Origin of the sequence: Lysinimonas soli (assembly GCF_042655435.1) — a bacterium.
GTDB lineage: Bacteria > Actinomycetota > Actinomycetes > Actinomycetales > Microbacteriaceae > Lysinimonas > Lysinimonas soli.
On the sequence record NZ_JBHSMG010000002.1, the window covers coordinates 360,487 to 375,988 of the forward strand.

General features: G+C 67.3%; 14 protein-coding genes and 2 tRNA genes. 13 read left to right on the forward strand and 3 right to left on the reverse strand.

Features of this window, described 5'->3' with window-relative positions; all coding sequences use genetic code 11:
- Nucleotides 1-47 precede the first annotated feature (47 nt).
- The 10 genes from serS to ACFPJ4_RS09395 all read left to right on the forward strand — a co-directional run bounded on the left by serS (nt 48) and on the right by ACFPJ4_RS09395 (nt 9,985).
- Nucleotides 48-1,349: a serine--tRNA ligase gene (gene serS, locus ACFPJ4_RS09350; RefSeq protein ID WP_386740138.1), complete on the forward strand. Its 1,302-nt coding sequence runs from the start codon at nt 48-50 to the stop codon at nt 1,347-1,349.
- Nucleotides 1,336-2,184: an HAD family hydrolase gene (locus tag ACFPJ4_RS09355; protein WP_386740139.1), complete on the forward strand. Its 849-nt coding sequence runs from the start codon at nt 1,336-1,338 to the stop codon at nt 2,182-2,184. Before serS ends, ACFPJ4_RS09355 begins: the two co-directional genes overlap by 14 nt.
- A gap of 38 nt (nt 2,185-2,222) precedes the next feature.
- Nucleotides 2,223-2,307 (forward strand) — tRNA-Ser (locus ACFPJ4_RS09360).
- A gap of 35 nt (nt 2,308-2,342) precedes the next feature.
- Nucleotides 2,343-3,608, forward strand: a complete 1,266-nt coding sequence (locus ACFPJ4_RS09365; protein ID WP_386740140.1) for an LCP family protein — start codon at nt 2,343-2,345, stop codon at nt 3,606-3,608.
- Nucleotides 3,609-3,657: 49 nt separating this feature from the next.
- Nucleotides 3,658-3,746 (forward strand) — tRNA-Ser (locus tag ACFPJ4_RS09370).
- A 304-nt stretch (nt 3,747-4,050) separates the two neighbouring features.
- Nucleotides 4,051-5,052: a LacI family DNA-binding transcriptional regulator gene (locus ACFPJ4_RS09375; RefSeq protein WP_386740141.1), complete on the forward strand. Its 1,002-nt coding sequence runs from the start codon at nt 4,051-4,053 to the stop codon at nt 5,050-5,052.
- A gap of 99 nt (nt 5,053-5,151) precedes the next feature.
- Nucleotides 5,152-6,381, forward strand: a complete 1,230-nt coding sequence (locus tag ACFPJ4_RS09380; RefSeq protein ID WP_386740142.1) for a sugar ABC transporter substrate-binding protein — start codon at nt 5,152-5,154, stop codon at nt 6,379-6,381.
- A gap of 28 nt (nt 6,382-6,409) precedes the next feature.
- A complete protein-coding gene (locus ACFPJ4_RS09385; protein ID WP_386740143.1) occupies nt 6,410-7,396 on the forward strand; it encodes a carbohydrate ABC transporter permease in 987 nt (328 codons plus the stop codon).
- Nucleotides 7,393-8,211 (forward strand): carbohydrate ABC transporter permease, encoded by an 819-nt coding sequence (locus ACFPJ4_RS09390; protein ID WP_386740144.1) that lies wholly within the window; start codon nt 7,393-7,395, stop codon nt 8,209-8,211. Before ACFPJ4_RS09385 ends, ACFPJ4_RS09390 begins: the two co-directional genes overlap by 4 nt.
- 52 nt (nt 8,212-8,263) lie before the next feature.
- Entirely contained in the window at nt 8,264-9,985 is a 1,722-nt protein-coding gene (locus ACFPJ4_RS09395; RefSeq protein WP_386740145.1) for an amylo-alpha-1,6-glucosidase, read from the forward strand.
- 26 nt (nt 9,986-10,011) lie between these two features.
- On the opposite strand, the gene ACFPJ4_RS09400 is transcribed toward ACFPJ4_RS09395, so the two are convergent.
- Both ACFPJ4_RS09400 and ACFPJ4_RS09405 read right to left on the reverse strand, forming a co-directional pair.
- Complete coding sequence (locus tag ACFPJ4_RS09400; protein WP_386740146.1) at nt 10,012-10,908, reverse strand: ornithine cyclodeaminase family protein; 897 nt, start codon at nt 10,906-10,908, stop codon at nt 10,012-10,014.
- Nucleotides 10,909-10,958: 50 nt separating this feature from the next.
- Nucleotides 10,959-12,110, reverse strand: coding sequence for a serine hydrolase domain-containing protein (locus ACFPJ4_RS09405; protein WP_386740147.1), 1,152 nt, complete (start codon nt 12,108-12,110; stop codon nt 10,959-10,961).
- 158 nt (nt 12,111-12,268) lie between these two features.
- On the opposite strand from ACFPJ4_RS09405, the gene ACFPJ4_RS09410 reads away from it, so the two are divergent.
- Nucleotides 12,269-13,078, forward strand: coding sequence for an N-acyl homoserine lactonase family protein (locus ACFPJ4_RS09410; protein ID WP_386740148.1), 810 nt, complete (start codon nt 12,269-12,271; stop codon nt 13,076-13,078).
- An 8-nt stretch (nt 13,079-13,086) separates the two neighbouring features.
- Here ACFPJ4_RS09410 and ACFPJ4_RS09415 read toward each other — a convergent pair whose 3' ends face one another.
- Entirely contained in the window at nt 13,087-13,761 is a 675-nt protein-coding gene (locus ACFPJ4_RS09415) for a GntR family transcriptional regulator (RefSeq protein ID WP_386740149.1), read from the reverse strand.
- Nucleotides 13,762-13,883: 122 nt separating this feature from the next.
- On the opposite strand from ACFPJ4_RS09415, the gene ACFPJ4_RS09420 reads away from it, so the two are divergent.
- A complete protein-coding gene (locus ACFPJ4_RS09420; protein WP_386740150.1) occupies nt 13,884-14,678 on the forward strand; it encodes an SDR family NAD(P)-dependent oxidoreductase in 795 nt (264 codons plus the stop codon).
- 27 nt (nt 14,679-14,705) lie between these two features.
- Nucleotides 14,706-15,452 (forward strand): GntR family transcriptional regulator, encoded by a 747-nt coding sequence (locus ACFPJ4_RS09425; protein WP_386740151.1) that lies wholly within the window; start codon nt 14,706-14,708, stop codon nt 15,450-15,452.
- The last annotated feature ends 50 nt before the right edge of the window (nt 15,453-15,502 follow it).

A 15,502-nucleotide genomic window follows, 5' to 3' on the forward strand; every position in this document is an offset into this window, starting at 1 on the left:
CCCGCGGGATGAGATCGGCCTAACCCTGCGCTCCCTAGAATGAGCGGGTGATCGACCCGCAATTGCTCCGCGAACAGCCTGATGTCGTCAGGGAGTCGCAACGGCTGCGGGGCTCCTCGGTCGAACTGGTCGACGAGGCCATCGCCGCCGATCTTGCTCGCCGCGCGGCGATCGCCGCCTTCGAGGCCGACCGCGCCGAGCAGAACGCGTTCGGCAAGGTCGTCGCTTCGGCGCCGAAGGAGAAGAAGGCCGAGCTCGTGGCCGAGGCGCAGAGCCTCGCCGCCCGGGTGAAGGCGAGGCAGCAGGCGGTGACGGATGCCGAGGCCGACTTCACGCGGATCGTCGGCGCCCTCCAGAACATCGTCATCGACGGCGTGCCGGCGGGCGGCGAAGACGACTTCGTCACGCTGCGGGCCGTGGGCGAGGCGCGGAGCTTCGATCCGGCCGAGTTCCCCTCGGGCCCGCGCGACCATCTCGAGCTGGGTGAGTTGCTCGACGCGATCGACATGCAGCGCGGCGCGAAGGTCAGCGGTGCCCGCTTCTCGTTCCTGAAGGGGGTGGGCGCGCGTCTCGAGCTCGCCCTCATCCAGCTCGGCCTGCAGCGCGCGCTCGACGCCGGCTTCACCCCGCTCATCACGCCGACCCTCGTGCGGCCCGAGATCATGGCCGGCACCGGGTTCCTCGGCGCCCACTCCGACGAGATCTACTACCTCCCGGCGGACGACCTCTATCTGACGGGCACGAGCGAGGTCGCCCTCGCCGGTTACCACCAGGGCGAGATCGTCGACGTGTCCGGCGGCCCGCTGCGCTACGCCGGGATCTCGACCTGCTACCGGCGCGAGGCCGGCTCGGCGGGCAAGGACACCCGGGGCATCATCCGGGTGCACCAGTTCCAGAAGCTCGAGATGTTCAGCTACATCGATCCGGCGGATGCCGAAACCGAGCACGAGCGCCTGCTCGCTCTGCAGGAGGGCATGCTCCAATCGCTCGGGCTCAGCTACCGCGTCATCGACACCGCCGCCGGGGATCTCGGATCGAGCGCCGCGCGCAAGTACGACGTGGAGGCCTGGGTCCCCACCCAGAACGCCTACCGCGAGCTGACCAGCACCAGCAACTGCACCACCTACCAGGCGCGCCGACTCGACATCCGCTACCGCACCGATTCGGGAAAGACCGCCCCGGTCGCGACCCTGAACGGCACCCTCGCCACGACGAGGTGGATCGTGGCGATCCTCGAGACCCATCAGCAGCCCGACGGCTCGGTCGTCGTGCCCGAGGTGCTGCGCCCGATCATCGGGTTGGACGTATTGGAGCCGCGCGGTGGAGTGGGGAGCGATGGCCAGCGCTGATCGCCGTCCTGGTGATCAGTCGTCACCGGAGCGCTGGCTCATCGCCCTCGACATCGACGGCACCGTGCTGCGGGAGGACGGTTCGCTGGGCGACGACACCCTCCGCGAGGTGCGGCGGGCCGTGTCGCTCGGCCACGAGGTGATGCTCGCGACGGGCCGGTCGGTGTCGATGACCCTGCCCGTTCTTCAGCGGCTCGGCCTGAGCTCGCACTTCGTCGTCTGCGCCAACGGGGCGATCGTGCTCGGTCGTGAACCGACTGCGGCCCTCGGATACGTTCCCGCCTTCGTCGAGACCTTCGACCCCACGGAGGTGCTCACGACCGTGCGCGGTCACCTCGAAGAGGCGAGCTTCGCGGTCGAGGATGCCGACGGCGTGTTCCGCTTCACCGGCAGCTTTCCCGAGGGGGCGCTCGCGGTCTCGCGCGAGCGGGTGCCGTTCGAACAGCTGCTGCACGTGCAGGCCACCCGCGTCGTGGTGATCTCGCCGGATCACGCGATCGACGACTTCCTGTCGGTGGTCGAGCGGATGGGCCTTCACAAGGTGAGCTACAACGTCGGATGGACCGCCTGGCTCGACATCGCCCCCGAGGGCGTCAACAAGTCCACGGGTCTCGAGCACGTGCGGGAGGTGCTCGGCATCCCCCGCTCGCGAGTGCTCGTCATGGGCGACGGCCGCAACGACATCGACATGCTCGAGTGGGCGGTCGCCGGCGGCGGCGTCGGGATCGCGATGGGACAGGCGCCCGAGGAGGTGCTCGCCGCCGCGAACACGCGGACCGCGACGGATCTGGAGGACGGGGTGGCCCTGGCCCTCGCACGCCACTTCCAGGCTTGACAGGGCGGCATCCGTTACACTCGTGCTTCGGTCATCCTGGAGGGCTGTCCGAGAGGCCGATGGAGCCAGTCTTGAAAACTGGTGGGCAGCGATGTCCCGTGGGTTCGAATCCCACGCCCTCCGCTCCGCCCGACGAGACGACGAGATGAGGTGTCGCCATGAGCGAACTCCGCGACCGCTCCAACCGCGCGCCCAAGGTCAGCAGTGTCGCCCGTCACGGGCGCCTGAAGAGGTCGGCCGCGTGGAAGACCGTGCTCGGTCTCGTCGGCGGCGCGCTCGCCGTCGCTCTTGTCGCGGGGGTCTCGGTGGCGGGGATCGCCGCCTGGCAGCTGCAGTCGAACATCAAGAAGGTGACGATCGCCGCCGACACCCAGGGGCCGCCGCCGAACATCGCCGCCATGACGGGCGGATTCAACATCCTGCTGGTCGGCAGCGACACCCGTGCCGGACAGGGTGACATCGGGGGCGGGATCAAGGCCGACCAGGGCGCGCTCAACGACGTGACGATGCTCATGCACGTCGCCCAGGACCAGAAGAGCGCCACCGTCGTGAGCTTCCCGCGCGACATGGTCGTGCCGTACCCGAAGTGCCCGAACGGCAACGCGGCAGCCGGGCTCCCGATCAACAACTCGCTGGCCTACGGCGGTCTGGCCTGCACCGTGCTGGTCGTGCAGAACCTCACCGGCCTCACCATCCAGTTCGCCGGTCTGATCACCTTCACCGGGGTCATCGCGATGTCGGATGCCGTCGGCGGCGTCGACGTCTGCGTCACGGGACCGGTCAAAGACCCCTACAGCGGGCTCAACCTCCCCGCTGCCGGCAACTACACTCTGTCGGGTGCAGACGCCTTGGCGTTCCTGCGCAGTCGCCACGGGGTGGGTGACGGAAGCGACCTGGGCCGCATCGGCTCGCAGCAGGTGTTCCTGTCGGCCCTCGTCCGCAAGATCAAGAGCGACAACACCCTGAACAACCTCGGCAAGCTCTACGCGATCGCGCAGGCCGCCACCCAGAACATCACGCTGAGCCAGAACTTCACGCACCTCGACACCCTGGTCTCGATCGCCCTGGTGCTCAAGAACATCCCTCTGCAGAACATCGTCTTCGTGCAGTACCCGGGAAAGACAGGGGGCACAGGTCTCTACGCCGGGAAGGTGCAGCCTCTCACCTCGGTGGCGAACGCCCTGTTCGCGGCGATCAAGGCCGACCAGCCGATCGGCCTCGATTCGCAGGCACTCACGGGCGCTCACGGTGGCTCGACCACGAATCCCAACGCGCCGGCAGCCACCGCGCCGCCGTCGCCGAGCGGCAGTGCGTCGCCGACCCTGCCGGGCGACACCTCCTCGGCTCCCGCATCGACCGTGATTCCGGGCCTGAAGGGGCAGACAGCGGCGACCTACACCTGTTCGGTGCCCTACAAGGGCTGAGGCGCGAAGTAGCGGGTGGCATCCGGCTATGATTGCCAAGGCAATACCGGGAGACGTCGCATAGTCCGGTCGAGTGCACCACCCTGCTAAGGTGGAGAACCCGCAAGGGTTCCGAGGGTTCAAATCCCTCCGTCTCCGCAGAGTTCAGGCCCTGAGATCCCAGTGATTTCGGGGCCTTCTCGTCGGTTCGCGAGCGACGCGGCCGTGTGGCGCACGTCGCGACACCCCGGAGTCAGGGCACCGGCTGCCTGCCGAGGCCGACAGGGTAAGAGCGCCCGTGTGATGTCGATCCGTCGTACGAATGAGTCGAAGCCGTCGTGACGGTTGACCCCGTCGTCGAGGGAATCGACGAGAGCCTGTTGCGCATCGACCGGTGTCGCGCTACCTTCATCGAAGCGGTTCGACAGTGGCCCCGGCAGGACCCGCAACGACAAGGATGACGATGGCGACGATCGGTGATGTGGCCCGCGAGGCGGGAGTCTCGCGCAGCACCGTCTCGTATGCGCTGTCGGGCAAGCGGTCCATCTCGCGCGAGACCCGCGACCGCATCGACGAGGCCATCCAGCGGCTCGGATTCACCGTGAATGCGGGCGCACGAGCGCTCGCCACCTCCGAGACCATGGTCCTCGGGCTGTTCCTCCAGTTCCACGACGACGAGTTCCCGCCGGCGATGCTGCAGTACATCCTCGCGGTGTCGACGGCCGCCCGCGAGAAGGGCTACGACATCCTGATGGTCACGGATGCCGACGGTCCGGGCGCCGTCAAGCGCATCACGTCGTCGAACATGGTCGACGGGGTCGTGCTGCTGGACGTGACGCACGACGACCCGCGCCTCGACGCGCTGCGGGCCGCCCGTCAGCCGGGCGCCCTCGTGGGCCTGCCCCGCGACACGCAGGACGTCGATGTCTTCGACCTCGACTTCGGCGAGGCGGCGCGGATGCTGGTCGACCACCTCTACGGGCTCGGCCACCGCAAGATCATCCTGATCTCGCCGCCTCGGCACGTCTTCGACCGCGGCGGGGCGTACGGCTGGCGGTTCCGGGATGCCGCCGTCGAGCGCGCGGCGCGCTACGGCATCCAGATCTACCCGTACTACGGGGAGTCGCAGCAGCCGGGGATCTCTCGGAGTCTCAACGCGATCCTCGACGCGCGCCCCGATGCCACGGGTCTGATCGTGCACAACGACGCGTCGATCGCCGTCCTCCCCGCCCTGCTGCACGAGCGCGGGGTGCAGGTTCCTCGCGACCTCTCGGTCGTCAGCCTCTATTCACGAGACTTCGGACGGAGCTTCCTTCTGCCGTACACGGCAGTCGAGACTTCGCCGGACAAATTGGGCCGCGAAGCGGTCCAGCACCTGGTCCGACGGATCAACGACCCCGACTACTCGCCGACGGTCGCGAAGTTCATCGAACCGGAACTCACAATCCGGGGAAGCACGGCCTGAGCGCCGCGCTCTCCTGGAGCGCAGACGCTGGCCGCAGTTCGAACCGGTTCGACCCCGCATCACCCGAACACATTGCGAATGATTCAGAGAGGAAACATCGTGAACAGCACAGCAAGAAGGGCGCGCGTCGTGGGCGCCCTCGTCGTGAGCGCCGCCCTCGTCGGCAGCCTCGCCGCCTGCACGACCAGCCCCACGAGCTCCGGCACCAAGGGCGGGACCTACACCCTGTGGGATCCGTACCCCGACCGCGACGCCAGCTCCACCTGGGCGAAGGCCGTCGACGCCTGCGCCACCGAGGTCGGCGTCACGATCAAGCGCACGGCATCCAACACCGGTGACACGGTCAAAGACCTCACGACGGCGGCCGGCAACCTGCCCGACGTCGCCCTGGTCGACAACCCGAAGGTGTCGACCCTCGCCGACGCCGGACTGCTGACCACCACGAAGCAGAACGGCTTCGACGTGTCATCGATCTCGAAGAACATCCTCAGCGCCGGTGAGATCGACGGCAAATACTACGGCGTGCCCACCGGAGCCAACACCCTCGGGCTGTACTACAACCCGACCGTGCTGTCGGCCGCAGGCGTCGACATCGCCTCGGTGACCGACTGGGCCTCGCTGACCGCGGCCCTGCAGAAGGTCGTCGCCTCGGGCAAGAAGGGCATCACCTTCTCGGCCGTCGGAACCGAGGAGGGCAGCTTCCAGTTCCTCCCCTGGTTCTGGGGTGCCAAGGCCGACCTCACGAAGCTCGACTCCAGCTCGGCCGACGCGGCCCTCTCGCTGTGGACCGACTGGCTGAAGAAGGGCCTCGCCCCCAACTCGGTCATCCAGAACACGCAGGGCACCAGCTGGGACGAGTTCAAGACCGGCGCGTACGGTTTCGCCGAGAACGGCTCGTGGTTCAAGGGCGACGCAGACAAGGCCGGATACAAGTCGATCCAGATCCCGGCCGAGAACGGCGGAGCCGCGCCCGCTCCCACCGGGGGTGAGTTCATGACGATCCCGGTGCAGAAGGACACCTCGCGCTACGCGACCTCGGCCAAGATCGTCGGATGCCTCAGCAAGGGCGACACGGCGGCCACGGCCCTCGGCTACGTCGCCCCGACCAAGGCGGGCGCCGACGCGCAGCTCGCGGCGGACCCGACCCTCAAGTTCTGGATCACCGCCGTCGGCGACGCCAAGCCGCGCACCGCCGACAACCTCGGGATCAAGTACGGGGTCATCTCGGAGCAGATGTACACGGCGATCCAGGCGGCTCTCTCGGGAACGGCGACTCCGTCCGCCGCGCTGAGCACGGCCCAGACCGCCGCCGCCGCGAAGCTCAAGTAGCCTTCGCCCCACGAGAGAGAGTCCACCCATGTCAGCGTTGCAGCCCGCCCTCGGGTCGACTGTACGCGGCGAACGAGGAGGGGCGGCGTCCGGTTCGGACGGCGCCCCTCCGGTGCGCGCCCGCGCGAGACGTCGCTGGCCCGCCCAATTGACCGCGTGGGCGTTCATCGCGCCCGTGGTGATCTATCTCGCCGTCTTCTACGCGTACCCGCTCTATCGCAACCTCGACCTGAGCTTCCGCCAGTACACGCTGCGCTCGTTCATCGACGGGACCGCTCCGTTCGTCTGGTTCGACAATTACGTCGCCGTCGTGCAGAGCTCGACCTTCCTGCCCGCGCTCATCAACACCGGCGTCTTCACCGGGGTCTCGATCCTGTTCCAGTTCTCGATCGGCCTCGCGCTCGCGGTCTTCTTCTTCACCAACTTCCGGCTCGCGGCCACCCTGCGGGCCCTGTTCCTGGTGCCGTGGCTGCTGCCGCTGCTGGTCTCGGCATCCATCTGGGCCTGGATGCTCAACAGCGAGTCGGGCGTCGTCAACGCGCTGATCGAGGGCATCGGGCTGCACCAGATCAACTGGCTCACCTCGCCGCAGTGGGCCATGGTCTCGGTGCTGATCGCGAACATCTGGATCGGCATCCCGTTCAACCTCGTGATCCTCTACAGCGGCCTGCAGGGCATCTCGTCGGACGTCTACGAGGCGGCCTCGCTCGACGGCGCCAACGCCTGGCAGACCTTCTGGCGGATCACCTTCCCCCTGCTGCGGCCGGTGTCGGCGATCACGATCCTGCTCGGCCTCGTCTACACGCTCAAGGTCTTCGACATCATCTGGATCATGACCCAGGGCGGCCCGGTCAACGCCTCGACCACCTTCGCGATCTGGTCCTACCGGCTCGGCTTCGGCGGCGAGTCGCCGGACCTCAGCCCGGCGGCGGCCGTCGGCAACCTGCTGATCGTGCTGGCCTTCGTGTTCGGCCTGATCTACATCCGGGTGCAGCGACGGATGGCCACGGCATGAGGCGATCGCGCGCGTGGTGGCGCACGGCGATCGGCGTCCTGCTCACCGCCCTCATGCTCTTCCCGCTCTACTGGATGATCAACGTCTCGCTCACGCAGCCGACGCAGTTGCGCAAGGATCCGCCGGACTTCTTCCCCCTCGATCCGACCTTCGACGGCTACTCCAAGGTCATCGGTGAGCAGCTTCCCTACCTCGGTACGAGCCTGATCGTCGGGCTCGCGACCGTGGCGCTGACGCTCACGCTGTCGGCTCCCGCGGCGTTCGCCCTGGCCAAGCTGCGTCCGCGCGGCGGGACGGCGCTGAACTTCCTGTTGCTGATCGCGCAGATGATCCCGAGCATCATCATGGCGATGGGGTTCTACCTCATCTTCAACAACTGGGGTGTACTGAACACGATCCCGGGCCTGGTGCTCGCCGACTCGACGCTCGCCGTGCCGTTCGGGGTACTGATCTTCACGGCCTTCATGTCGGGCATCCCCGACGAGTTGATGTCGGCCGCCAAGATCGACGGCGCGAACGCCTGGCGCACCTTCCGCTCGATCGTGCTGCCGGTCAGCCGCAACTCCGTGGTGACGGTGTCGCTGTTCACCTTCCTGTGGGCGTGGTCGGACTTCATCTTCGCGTCGACCCTCAACCGCGGCGGCGAGCTGCAGCCGATCACGATCGGCATCTACCGCTACATCGGCAACAACACGCAGGACTGGAACGCGATCATGGCGACCGCCGTCGTCGCCTCCGTTCCTGCCGCGGTGCTGCTGGTCGTCGCCCAGCGCTACGTCGCGGCGGGCGTCACGGCGGGTGCCGTGAAGGACTAGCCAGCCGGCCGCCCGCCCCACCATTCCGCTTCCCGATCACAGAAGGTGCCCCATGCCCGTTCCGGCGAATCCGTCGTTCGATGTCCGCCAGATCCCGTTCAGCATCCGCGGCTCGTGGCTCGACATCTCGCCCGTCGTCGCACTGCACACCACGCGAGAGGACCTGCACCTCGTCACCCATCAGACCGGGATGCACGCGGTGGTGCGGCTGATCCCGCAGCGCGCGGGCGAGCGGGTGGCGCTCGAGAACCGCGCGAGCCCCTCGCGACTGGAATGGCTGGATGCCGGTCGCCCCGTCATCGAGGCCGCATTCGAGGGCGTCGACATCGTCCGCCTGCGCGGGACCGGCATCGAGCTGCGGATCGTGGATGCCGCCGAGGAGCTCACCCCCTTCACCGGCACCTACCTGTTCCGCGACCCCGTCGACGGGGCGGCCGTGTTCACCTCGTACGAGACCGGCCGGCGCTATCGGGTGACCGCGATCCGCGGGGAGCTGGTGATCGAGGGCTCCGAGGCGCTGGGCCAGGGCGAGCGTTCGGTGCTGGCGCGCGGCAGCGAGACCGACGGGGGCGGCTGGGAGCTCGCCATCGAGGAGTTCGAGGCGGCGCGGCATCCGTATCGGAGCGAGGCCGACTTCGACCAGGTGGTCGCGGCGTCGGCGCTCGCCTTCGCCGCCTTCGCCGATGAGATCGCAGGCTGGCGGGGCGAGCGTTTTCCGGCCGCCGAGCTGGCCGCCTACGTGCTCTGGTCGGCGACGGTCGCTCCCAAGGGGTTCCTGCGGCGCGAGTCGGTGCTGATGTCGAAGCACTGGATGGACAAGGTCTGGAGCTGGGATCACTGCTTCAACGCCCTCGCCCTCGTGGAGGGCGACGCCGGGCTGGCGCTGGACCAGTTCCTGACCCCGTTCGACCACCAGGACGCCTCGGGCGGCCTTCCCGACTCGGTCACCCATTCCGAGGTGCTCTACAACTTCGTGAAGCCGCCGATCCACGGCTGGACGCTCGCCCAGTTGCGCGCGCAGTCGCCGCTCGACGCGACGGTTCTCGCCGACGTCTACGCGAAGCTCTCCCGCTCGACCCGCTTCTGGCTCGACTTCCGCCGCGTGCCGGGTCACGTACTGCCGCACTACCAGCACGGCAACGACAGCGGCTGGGACAACTCGACGACCTTCGACCGCGATCGGGTCATCGAGGCTCCCGACCTGGCCGCGTTCCTGCTCGTGCAGCTCGAGGAGCTGGCCACGATCGCCGACCAGCTCGTCCTCGGCGACGCGACCGAGTGGCGAGGCGAGGCGGCGGCGATCTCGACCGCGCTGCTCGCCGAGCTCTGGGACGGCGAGTCCTTCGTCGCGCACGGCGCGGCCGGCGGACGGGTCAGCAAGACGGGGAGCCTGCTGAATCTGCTGCCGATCGTGGCGGCCGAGCTGCTGCCGCGCGAGGTCACCGACCGGCTCGCCGACGACATCGCCCGGCACCTCACCGAGTTCGGGCCGGCGACCCAGCTGCTCGACTCGGAGGAGTACGACGACGACGGCTACTGGCGCGGCCCGATCTGGGCTCCCTCGACGGTGCTGATCGAAGACGGCCTGCGCCGCGCGGGTCGCACCGAGCTCGCCGACGAGATCAGCGCGCGCTTCCTGGCGCTGTGCGAGCGATCCGGCTTCGCCGAGAACTTCGACGCGCGCACGGGCGTGGGCCTGCGCGACCGGGCCTACACCTGGACCGCCAGCGCCTACCTGGTGCTCGCCCGGCAGGCGGCAGAACGAGGTCGCTGACCCGCCCGACGCGGCGAGCCGGTGGATCAGCGAAGGAGCGCTGCCGCCAACAGCACCTCGGTGCCCGCGAGCCCTGCCGAACAGTAGAGCGTGACGTCGGAGTCAGCGGCTCGGCCGGGGATGTGGCCCGCGATCACGCCTCCCAAGTGCTCCACTCGCCGTGCCGAGAACCACCCTTCCGGTGAGGCGGCTGCTTGCTGCGGAGAGTCGCTGACCAGGACATCCGCGAGTTCGGCGAGGTCGGATCCGAGTTCTGATGCGGTGGCGGACTTCGGACCTGTCGAGTTGATGTGGGTGCCGGGTGCGATCCAACTGGCGTCCAACACAGGGCTCGGACTGACTGTGGAGACGATCACAACGTCGTGCTCGCCAACCGCTTGCTGCGCCGTGGAAGCGGCAACAGCGTCGACTCCGAAGGTGCGGCGGATGCGGCGAGCGAAAGCGTGCCGATGCTCCGGATTTGGGCTGAACACATCGACGTGCGTGAACTGCCGCGCAGCGAAGGCGGCCCACACCTGGCTCCACGCGATGCGGCCGGTGCCGATCACTCCGAGCGTTGTGGAGTCCGCCTGCGCGAGCACGTCGATGGCCGCACCTCCCAATGCTCCGGTGCGAAGAGTTCCGAGTTCGCTGCCCGTGATGATTCCGATGAGCCGTCCTTCGCGGTTCCAGACGGGGGTGAGCTGGTCGCCGGCAGGTCCCCAACTGCCGTAGACGCGAAAGCCCGTGACCCCACCCCGCATCCCGCCCACGGTCAGAGTGAGCGTCGCCGGGCCCGCATCAACAGACAGGCGGGCCGGCGATACCAGCTGGCCTGCGAATGAATCGCGCAGGGCCTCACGCATGAGCGCGACGGCCTCGGAGGCGACGACGCGGTCACGCACCTCGGCGTCGCCCAGCAGTCGGATCGCCTGCGCACTCACTGTGTCCGTCGCAGTGTCGCCAGCGTCGTTGTTCGACACGGTGGGGAAGCTCATCGCGCGGCTGCCACGACCAGGTCCGAGATCCTCTGGAACCGCTCGATGTTGCGGGCCTGGTCGAGTAGACCCGCGGTGAGCACGACAAGAGTCACATCAAGGGCGGGGTCGACCCAGAAGACGACGCTTCCCGCGCCGTAATTCCCGAAGGTCTCGGGAGACGTGAGGGTGCCGAGTTGATGGTTGACGATCGCGGTCCCGCGCACGTTGAATCCGAGACCGAGATACGCGGGCGGGGGGGCGTATCCGTTCCGCAGCGCCACCGTTCGGTAGAGCTCATTGGGCAGCTCACCCGTCCAGTTCTTTCGCGCCATCTCGACCGTCCGTGGTGAGAGGATGCGCGCCGTTCCCAGGCTGCCGCCATTGCGGAGCATCTGCAGGAACCGCGTGAGGTCGGAGGTGGTCGACGACGCGCCGACCCAGGTGGCTTCGTTGCGGGTCGCGGTGAACAGGCCGAAGTCGTCATCGTTCTCGCTCGACGTGACCTTGATGGGGATGATGCCCCGAGTATCGGGAACGACGTGACGAGGTCGCACTCGGTCGCTGATGCCGAATGCGGTATCAACCATGCCCAGCGGGTCGAAGAGGTCTTCGTTGAGGATCGTGAGGATGTCGCGGCCGGCCGGGTCCGTGCGTCGAAGCGCCTCGGCGAGGAGCGTGTGGTTCGCCATCGGTGAGTAGTCGCATCGCGTGCCGGGCTCGACCACGCCCAGGACGTACTCGCAGACCGCGGCGACCGAGGATGCCAAGGTGTCGTAATCCGGGCCGGCCTTGGGTTCCCAGACTCCGGGCATTCCGGTCGTGTGGGTGAGGAAGTTGAAGACGGTCGAGCGATCCCGGGGCGCCCCGGCGAACTCGGGAATGATGTCGACCATCTTGGTGGTCAGAGCGAACTGTCCCCGCTCGATGGCCCTGAGCACGAGCACGTTGATGAACGCTTTGGTGCCCGAGAAGATGCTGAAGACGGAGTCGGTCGTGAGCGGCCGAGTTCGCGCCTTGTCGGCGAAGCCGACGGCCTCGTCAAAACCGAGTTCACCATTCCGAGTGATCTTGATCGAGGCTCCGTGATACAGGCCTGTCTCGACGTCGGCTTCGATCACCTCATGAAGCCGGGCAAGACGCTCCGGCACGAAACGTTGTTCGGTCATTGCCCGTATGTGCTCCCTTGCATCATTAGGGTTCGTAAGGTAGCAGTAGTCTAGCTGTCAGACAACGAGCGTAAGAGCCCGCGGCTCGAGGAACCGCTGTGGATCCGTCTGATGGTCAATGAACGCCTCACCGTAGAATCCCGCGAGGAGCAGACCCAGTGGACGCTGATCGTTACGAGATCATCGTGGTGAAATACGGCACGCGCCGGACAATGCGCAGTGAGGTCTTTCTCAACCACTTCATCTATGGCGAACCGGACGCGCCGATCGAAATGGACTACTACTTCTGGGTCGTCCGCAATGACCACCGCAGCATCCTGATCGATACCGGTTTCTCCCAAGTCGGCGCTCAACGACGCAGTCGAAGCTTCCTGGTCGATCCGTTCGAGGCGTTCGATGCACTTGGCGTGTCCCCGCTCAGTGCGCCGACCGTGGTCGTCACCCATGCTCACTACGACCACATCGGCAATCTCGCCGCCTTCAGGGATTCCCGAATCCATCTCTCCGCAGCGGAGTTCGACTTCTGGGCCGGCTCCGGTCGTGAGCGCCGTCAATATGGATATTCGGCGGAGGCCGACGAGTTGGATGCCCTGGTGGACGCCCATGCGAACGGGCGGGTGGCCCTCTTCCAGGGCTCCAGCACGCTGGCTCCCGGCGTTGAACTCATCGAGGTCGGAGGCCACACGCCCGGGCAAGTCATCGTCAAGGTCGCAACGCACGACGGCGAGGTCCTCCTGGCGAGCGACGCCCTCCACTACTACGAAGAACTCGAACGCGATATGCCATTCGTCTTCATCGACGACCTGCGGGCGACGTATCGGGCCTTCGATCTCATCACGAATATCGCTGAGAGCGGCGTGGGGGAGCGGGTGGTTGCCGGACACGATCCCGATGTGCTGCGTCGCTTCGCCGGCAGATCACATCCGGCTCTTCCTGCCCTCTCGGTGGTCATCGGCGGCCGCGAATGACCACTGCATCATCCGGAGGCGCGGGCCGTCATCGCTTGCGCCATCGCCTGAGCGGCGCGCCGGACATGCGCCGTCGCCACCTTCTGTGCGGCTCCCCGCCGACGCGCGGACAGTTCACGGGCAAGACTCTGGAATTCTTCGAGGGAATCGCGCGGACGCCCCGGAACCTCCAGAGTCATCGCGCGGAGTTGAGCGATGCGAACCTGCAGGCCCTGTACCAGTTGGTCGAGGAGGGGGTTGCCGGCCCCCTCGAAGAGCGCCTGGTAGAAGCTGCGTTGTGCGGCGAGGATGCTGGCCGCGTCGAGATCGCCGTCGTTGGCACGCTCCATCATCTGCACTGCATCGGCGATGCGGGCCTGCAGCGTCTCGTCGGCGCGCTCGCAGAAGAGGCGCGCCGCGAACCCCTCGAGTTCGGCACGTACCTCGTAGATGTTCGCGGCCTCCTCCGCACTCAGGGTGCGGACGATCGTTCCGCGCCCGTTCTGCGACTCGACGAGTCCCTCGGCTTCCAATTGTCGCAGCGCCTCACGCACGGACGGGCGCGAAGCCCCCGTCATCTCGCAGAGCTCGCGCTCGATCAGCAACTGACCCGGTCGCAGGTCCAGGTTGACGATGGCATTGCGAATGACCACCGCGATCTGGTCGCGAATCGGCGGATGCCGGGTTACGGCCATGTCGAGCATCAGCCGACTCCCTCCCGCACGCCGTCGATGCCGCGTGAGGGCGGGGAAGCGCGTGCCTTTGTACAGTACGCGCTGTCAAATACCTCCGCCAGCAGCGAACCCACCCGAAAGAGGGATACGTCATGACGAGTATCGGCGGGCGCGTGGCTGTCGTCACGGGCGGTGCGTCCGGGATCGGACGCGGTATCGCGCAAGCTCTGATCCAACGCGGGGCACAAGTGGTGATCGCAGACATCGACTCGGCTGCCCTGGGCCGGGCGGCTGAGGAGGTCGGAGCCATCGGCATCCGCTGTGACGTCGCGGATGAGGCCGACGTGCGGGCACTCGCCGAAAGGGTTCTTGCGGAGTTGGGCGGGGTCGGCATCCTGGTCAACAACGCGGGGGTCGGGCCCGCCGCTCCGATCGCCGAGATGTCGATCAGGGACTGGGAATGGATTCTCGGGATCAATCTGTGGGGGGTCATCAACGGAATCAGTGCCTTCCTCCCCCTGCTGCGGGCCAACCCGGATGGAGGGCACATCGTCAACACTGCGTCGATGGCGGCCCTTGCTCCGACCCGCGGCCTCGGAGCATATGCCGTGGGCAAAGCCGGCGTCATGGCGCTCAGCGAGGTGTTGGCCGATGAACTGGCAGACGAGGGATCCGGAGTCGCCGTCTCGGTGCTCGTACCCGGACCCGTGCGGACCGCGATTCGAGAGAGCCAGCGCTCCCGACCGGACCGAGGACGGCTGGTCGACCTCGACCTCGACCGTGCCGGCTTCGACTGGGTCAGGTGGGAGACACCTGAAGCGGTCGGCGCCCTGGTCGCCGACGCTGTCGAACGCAATGAGCGCTACATCATCACGCATCCGGAGCTGTGGCATCGAGTCGAAGCGCGAAACCTGGCGATACGGGCCGCATTCGGCGTCAACCCCTGACAGCCAGTCAGCTAGATGTCAGCTACATTGTGGTTCAGCGGCCCCTTCCGTCAGCTGCCACTGGAAGAAAGGGACAAGATGCCTGCAATGCCTGAGATGCGAGTCAAGCGTCACGCGCCGATCCGTGAACAGGTGGCCTCGATCCTGCGTGATGCGATCGTCGACATGCGGCTGGCGCCGGGCCAGCTGGTGGTCGAGCGGCAGCTCTGCGAAATGACGATGGCGAGCCGGCCCTCGGTTCGCGAAGCACTTCGCCAGCTCGAGGCCGAGGGACTCGTCGAATCGCAGAACGGTCGCGGGACTTTCGTGACGGTGGTCAGCGCAGACATCGCCCGCGACGTGTACCAGGTACGTGCCGAACTCGAAGGGCTCGCGGTTCAGCTCTTCACGGAGCGGGCCGATGACTCCCTCCGCGCCGAGGTCCGGGGGGCGGTTGCCCGGATCGCAGATGCCGTCACGGGCTCCGGTGAGACGATCGCGATCCTCACCGCGAAGAACGAACTCTATGACCTGCTCTTCAGGGGTGCATCGAATCCGGTGCTCCACCAGACGGTGAAGGCATTGCAGCGACGGGTCAACCAGCTCCGGGAACTCACCCTGCGCCAGCCGGGAAGGCCGGCGCAGAGCCTGGACGAGATCCAGCGGATGGCGGCAGCGATCGAGGCGCGGGATCCGCTGGTCGCGCGAGCCGCCGCCGTTCACCACGTCGAACAAGCGGGGCGTACTGTGCACCGAGCCCTCGATCAGGAGCGGGCCACCGCATCCGAGGATTAGTTCATTTTCATCATTGCTGTCAGCATTAGTATTGTCAGATAGCAGATTGC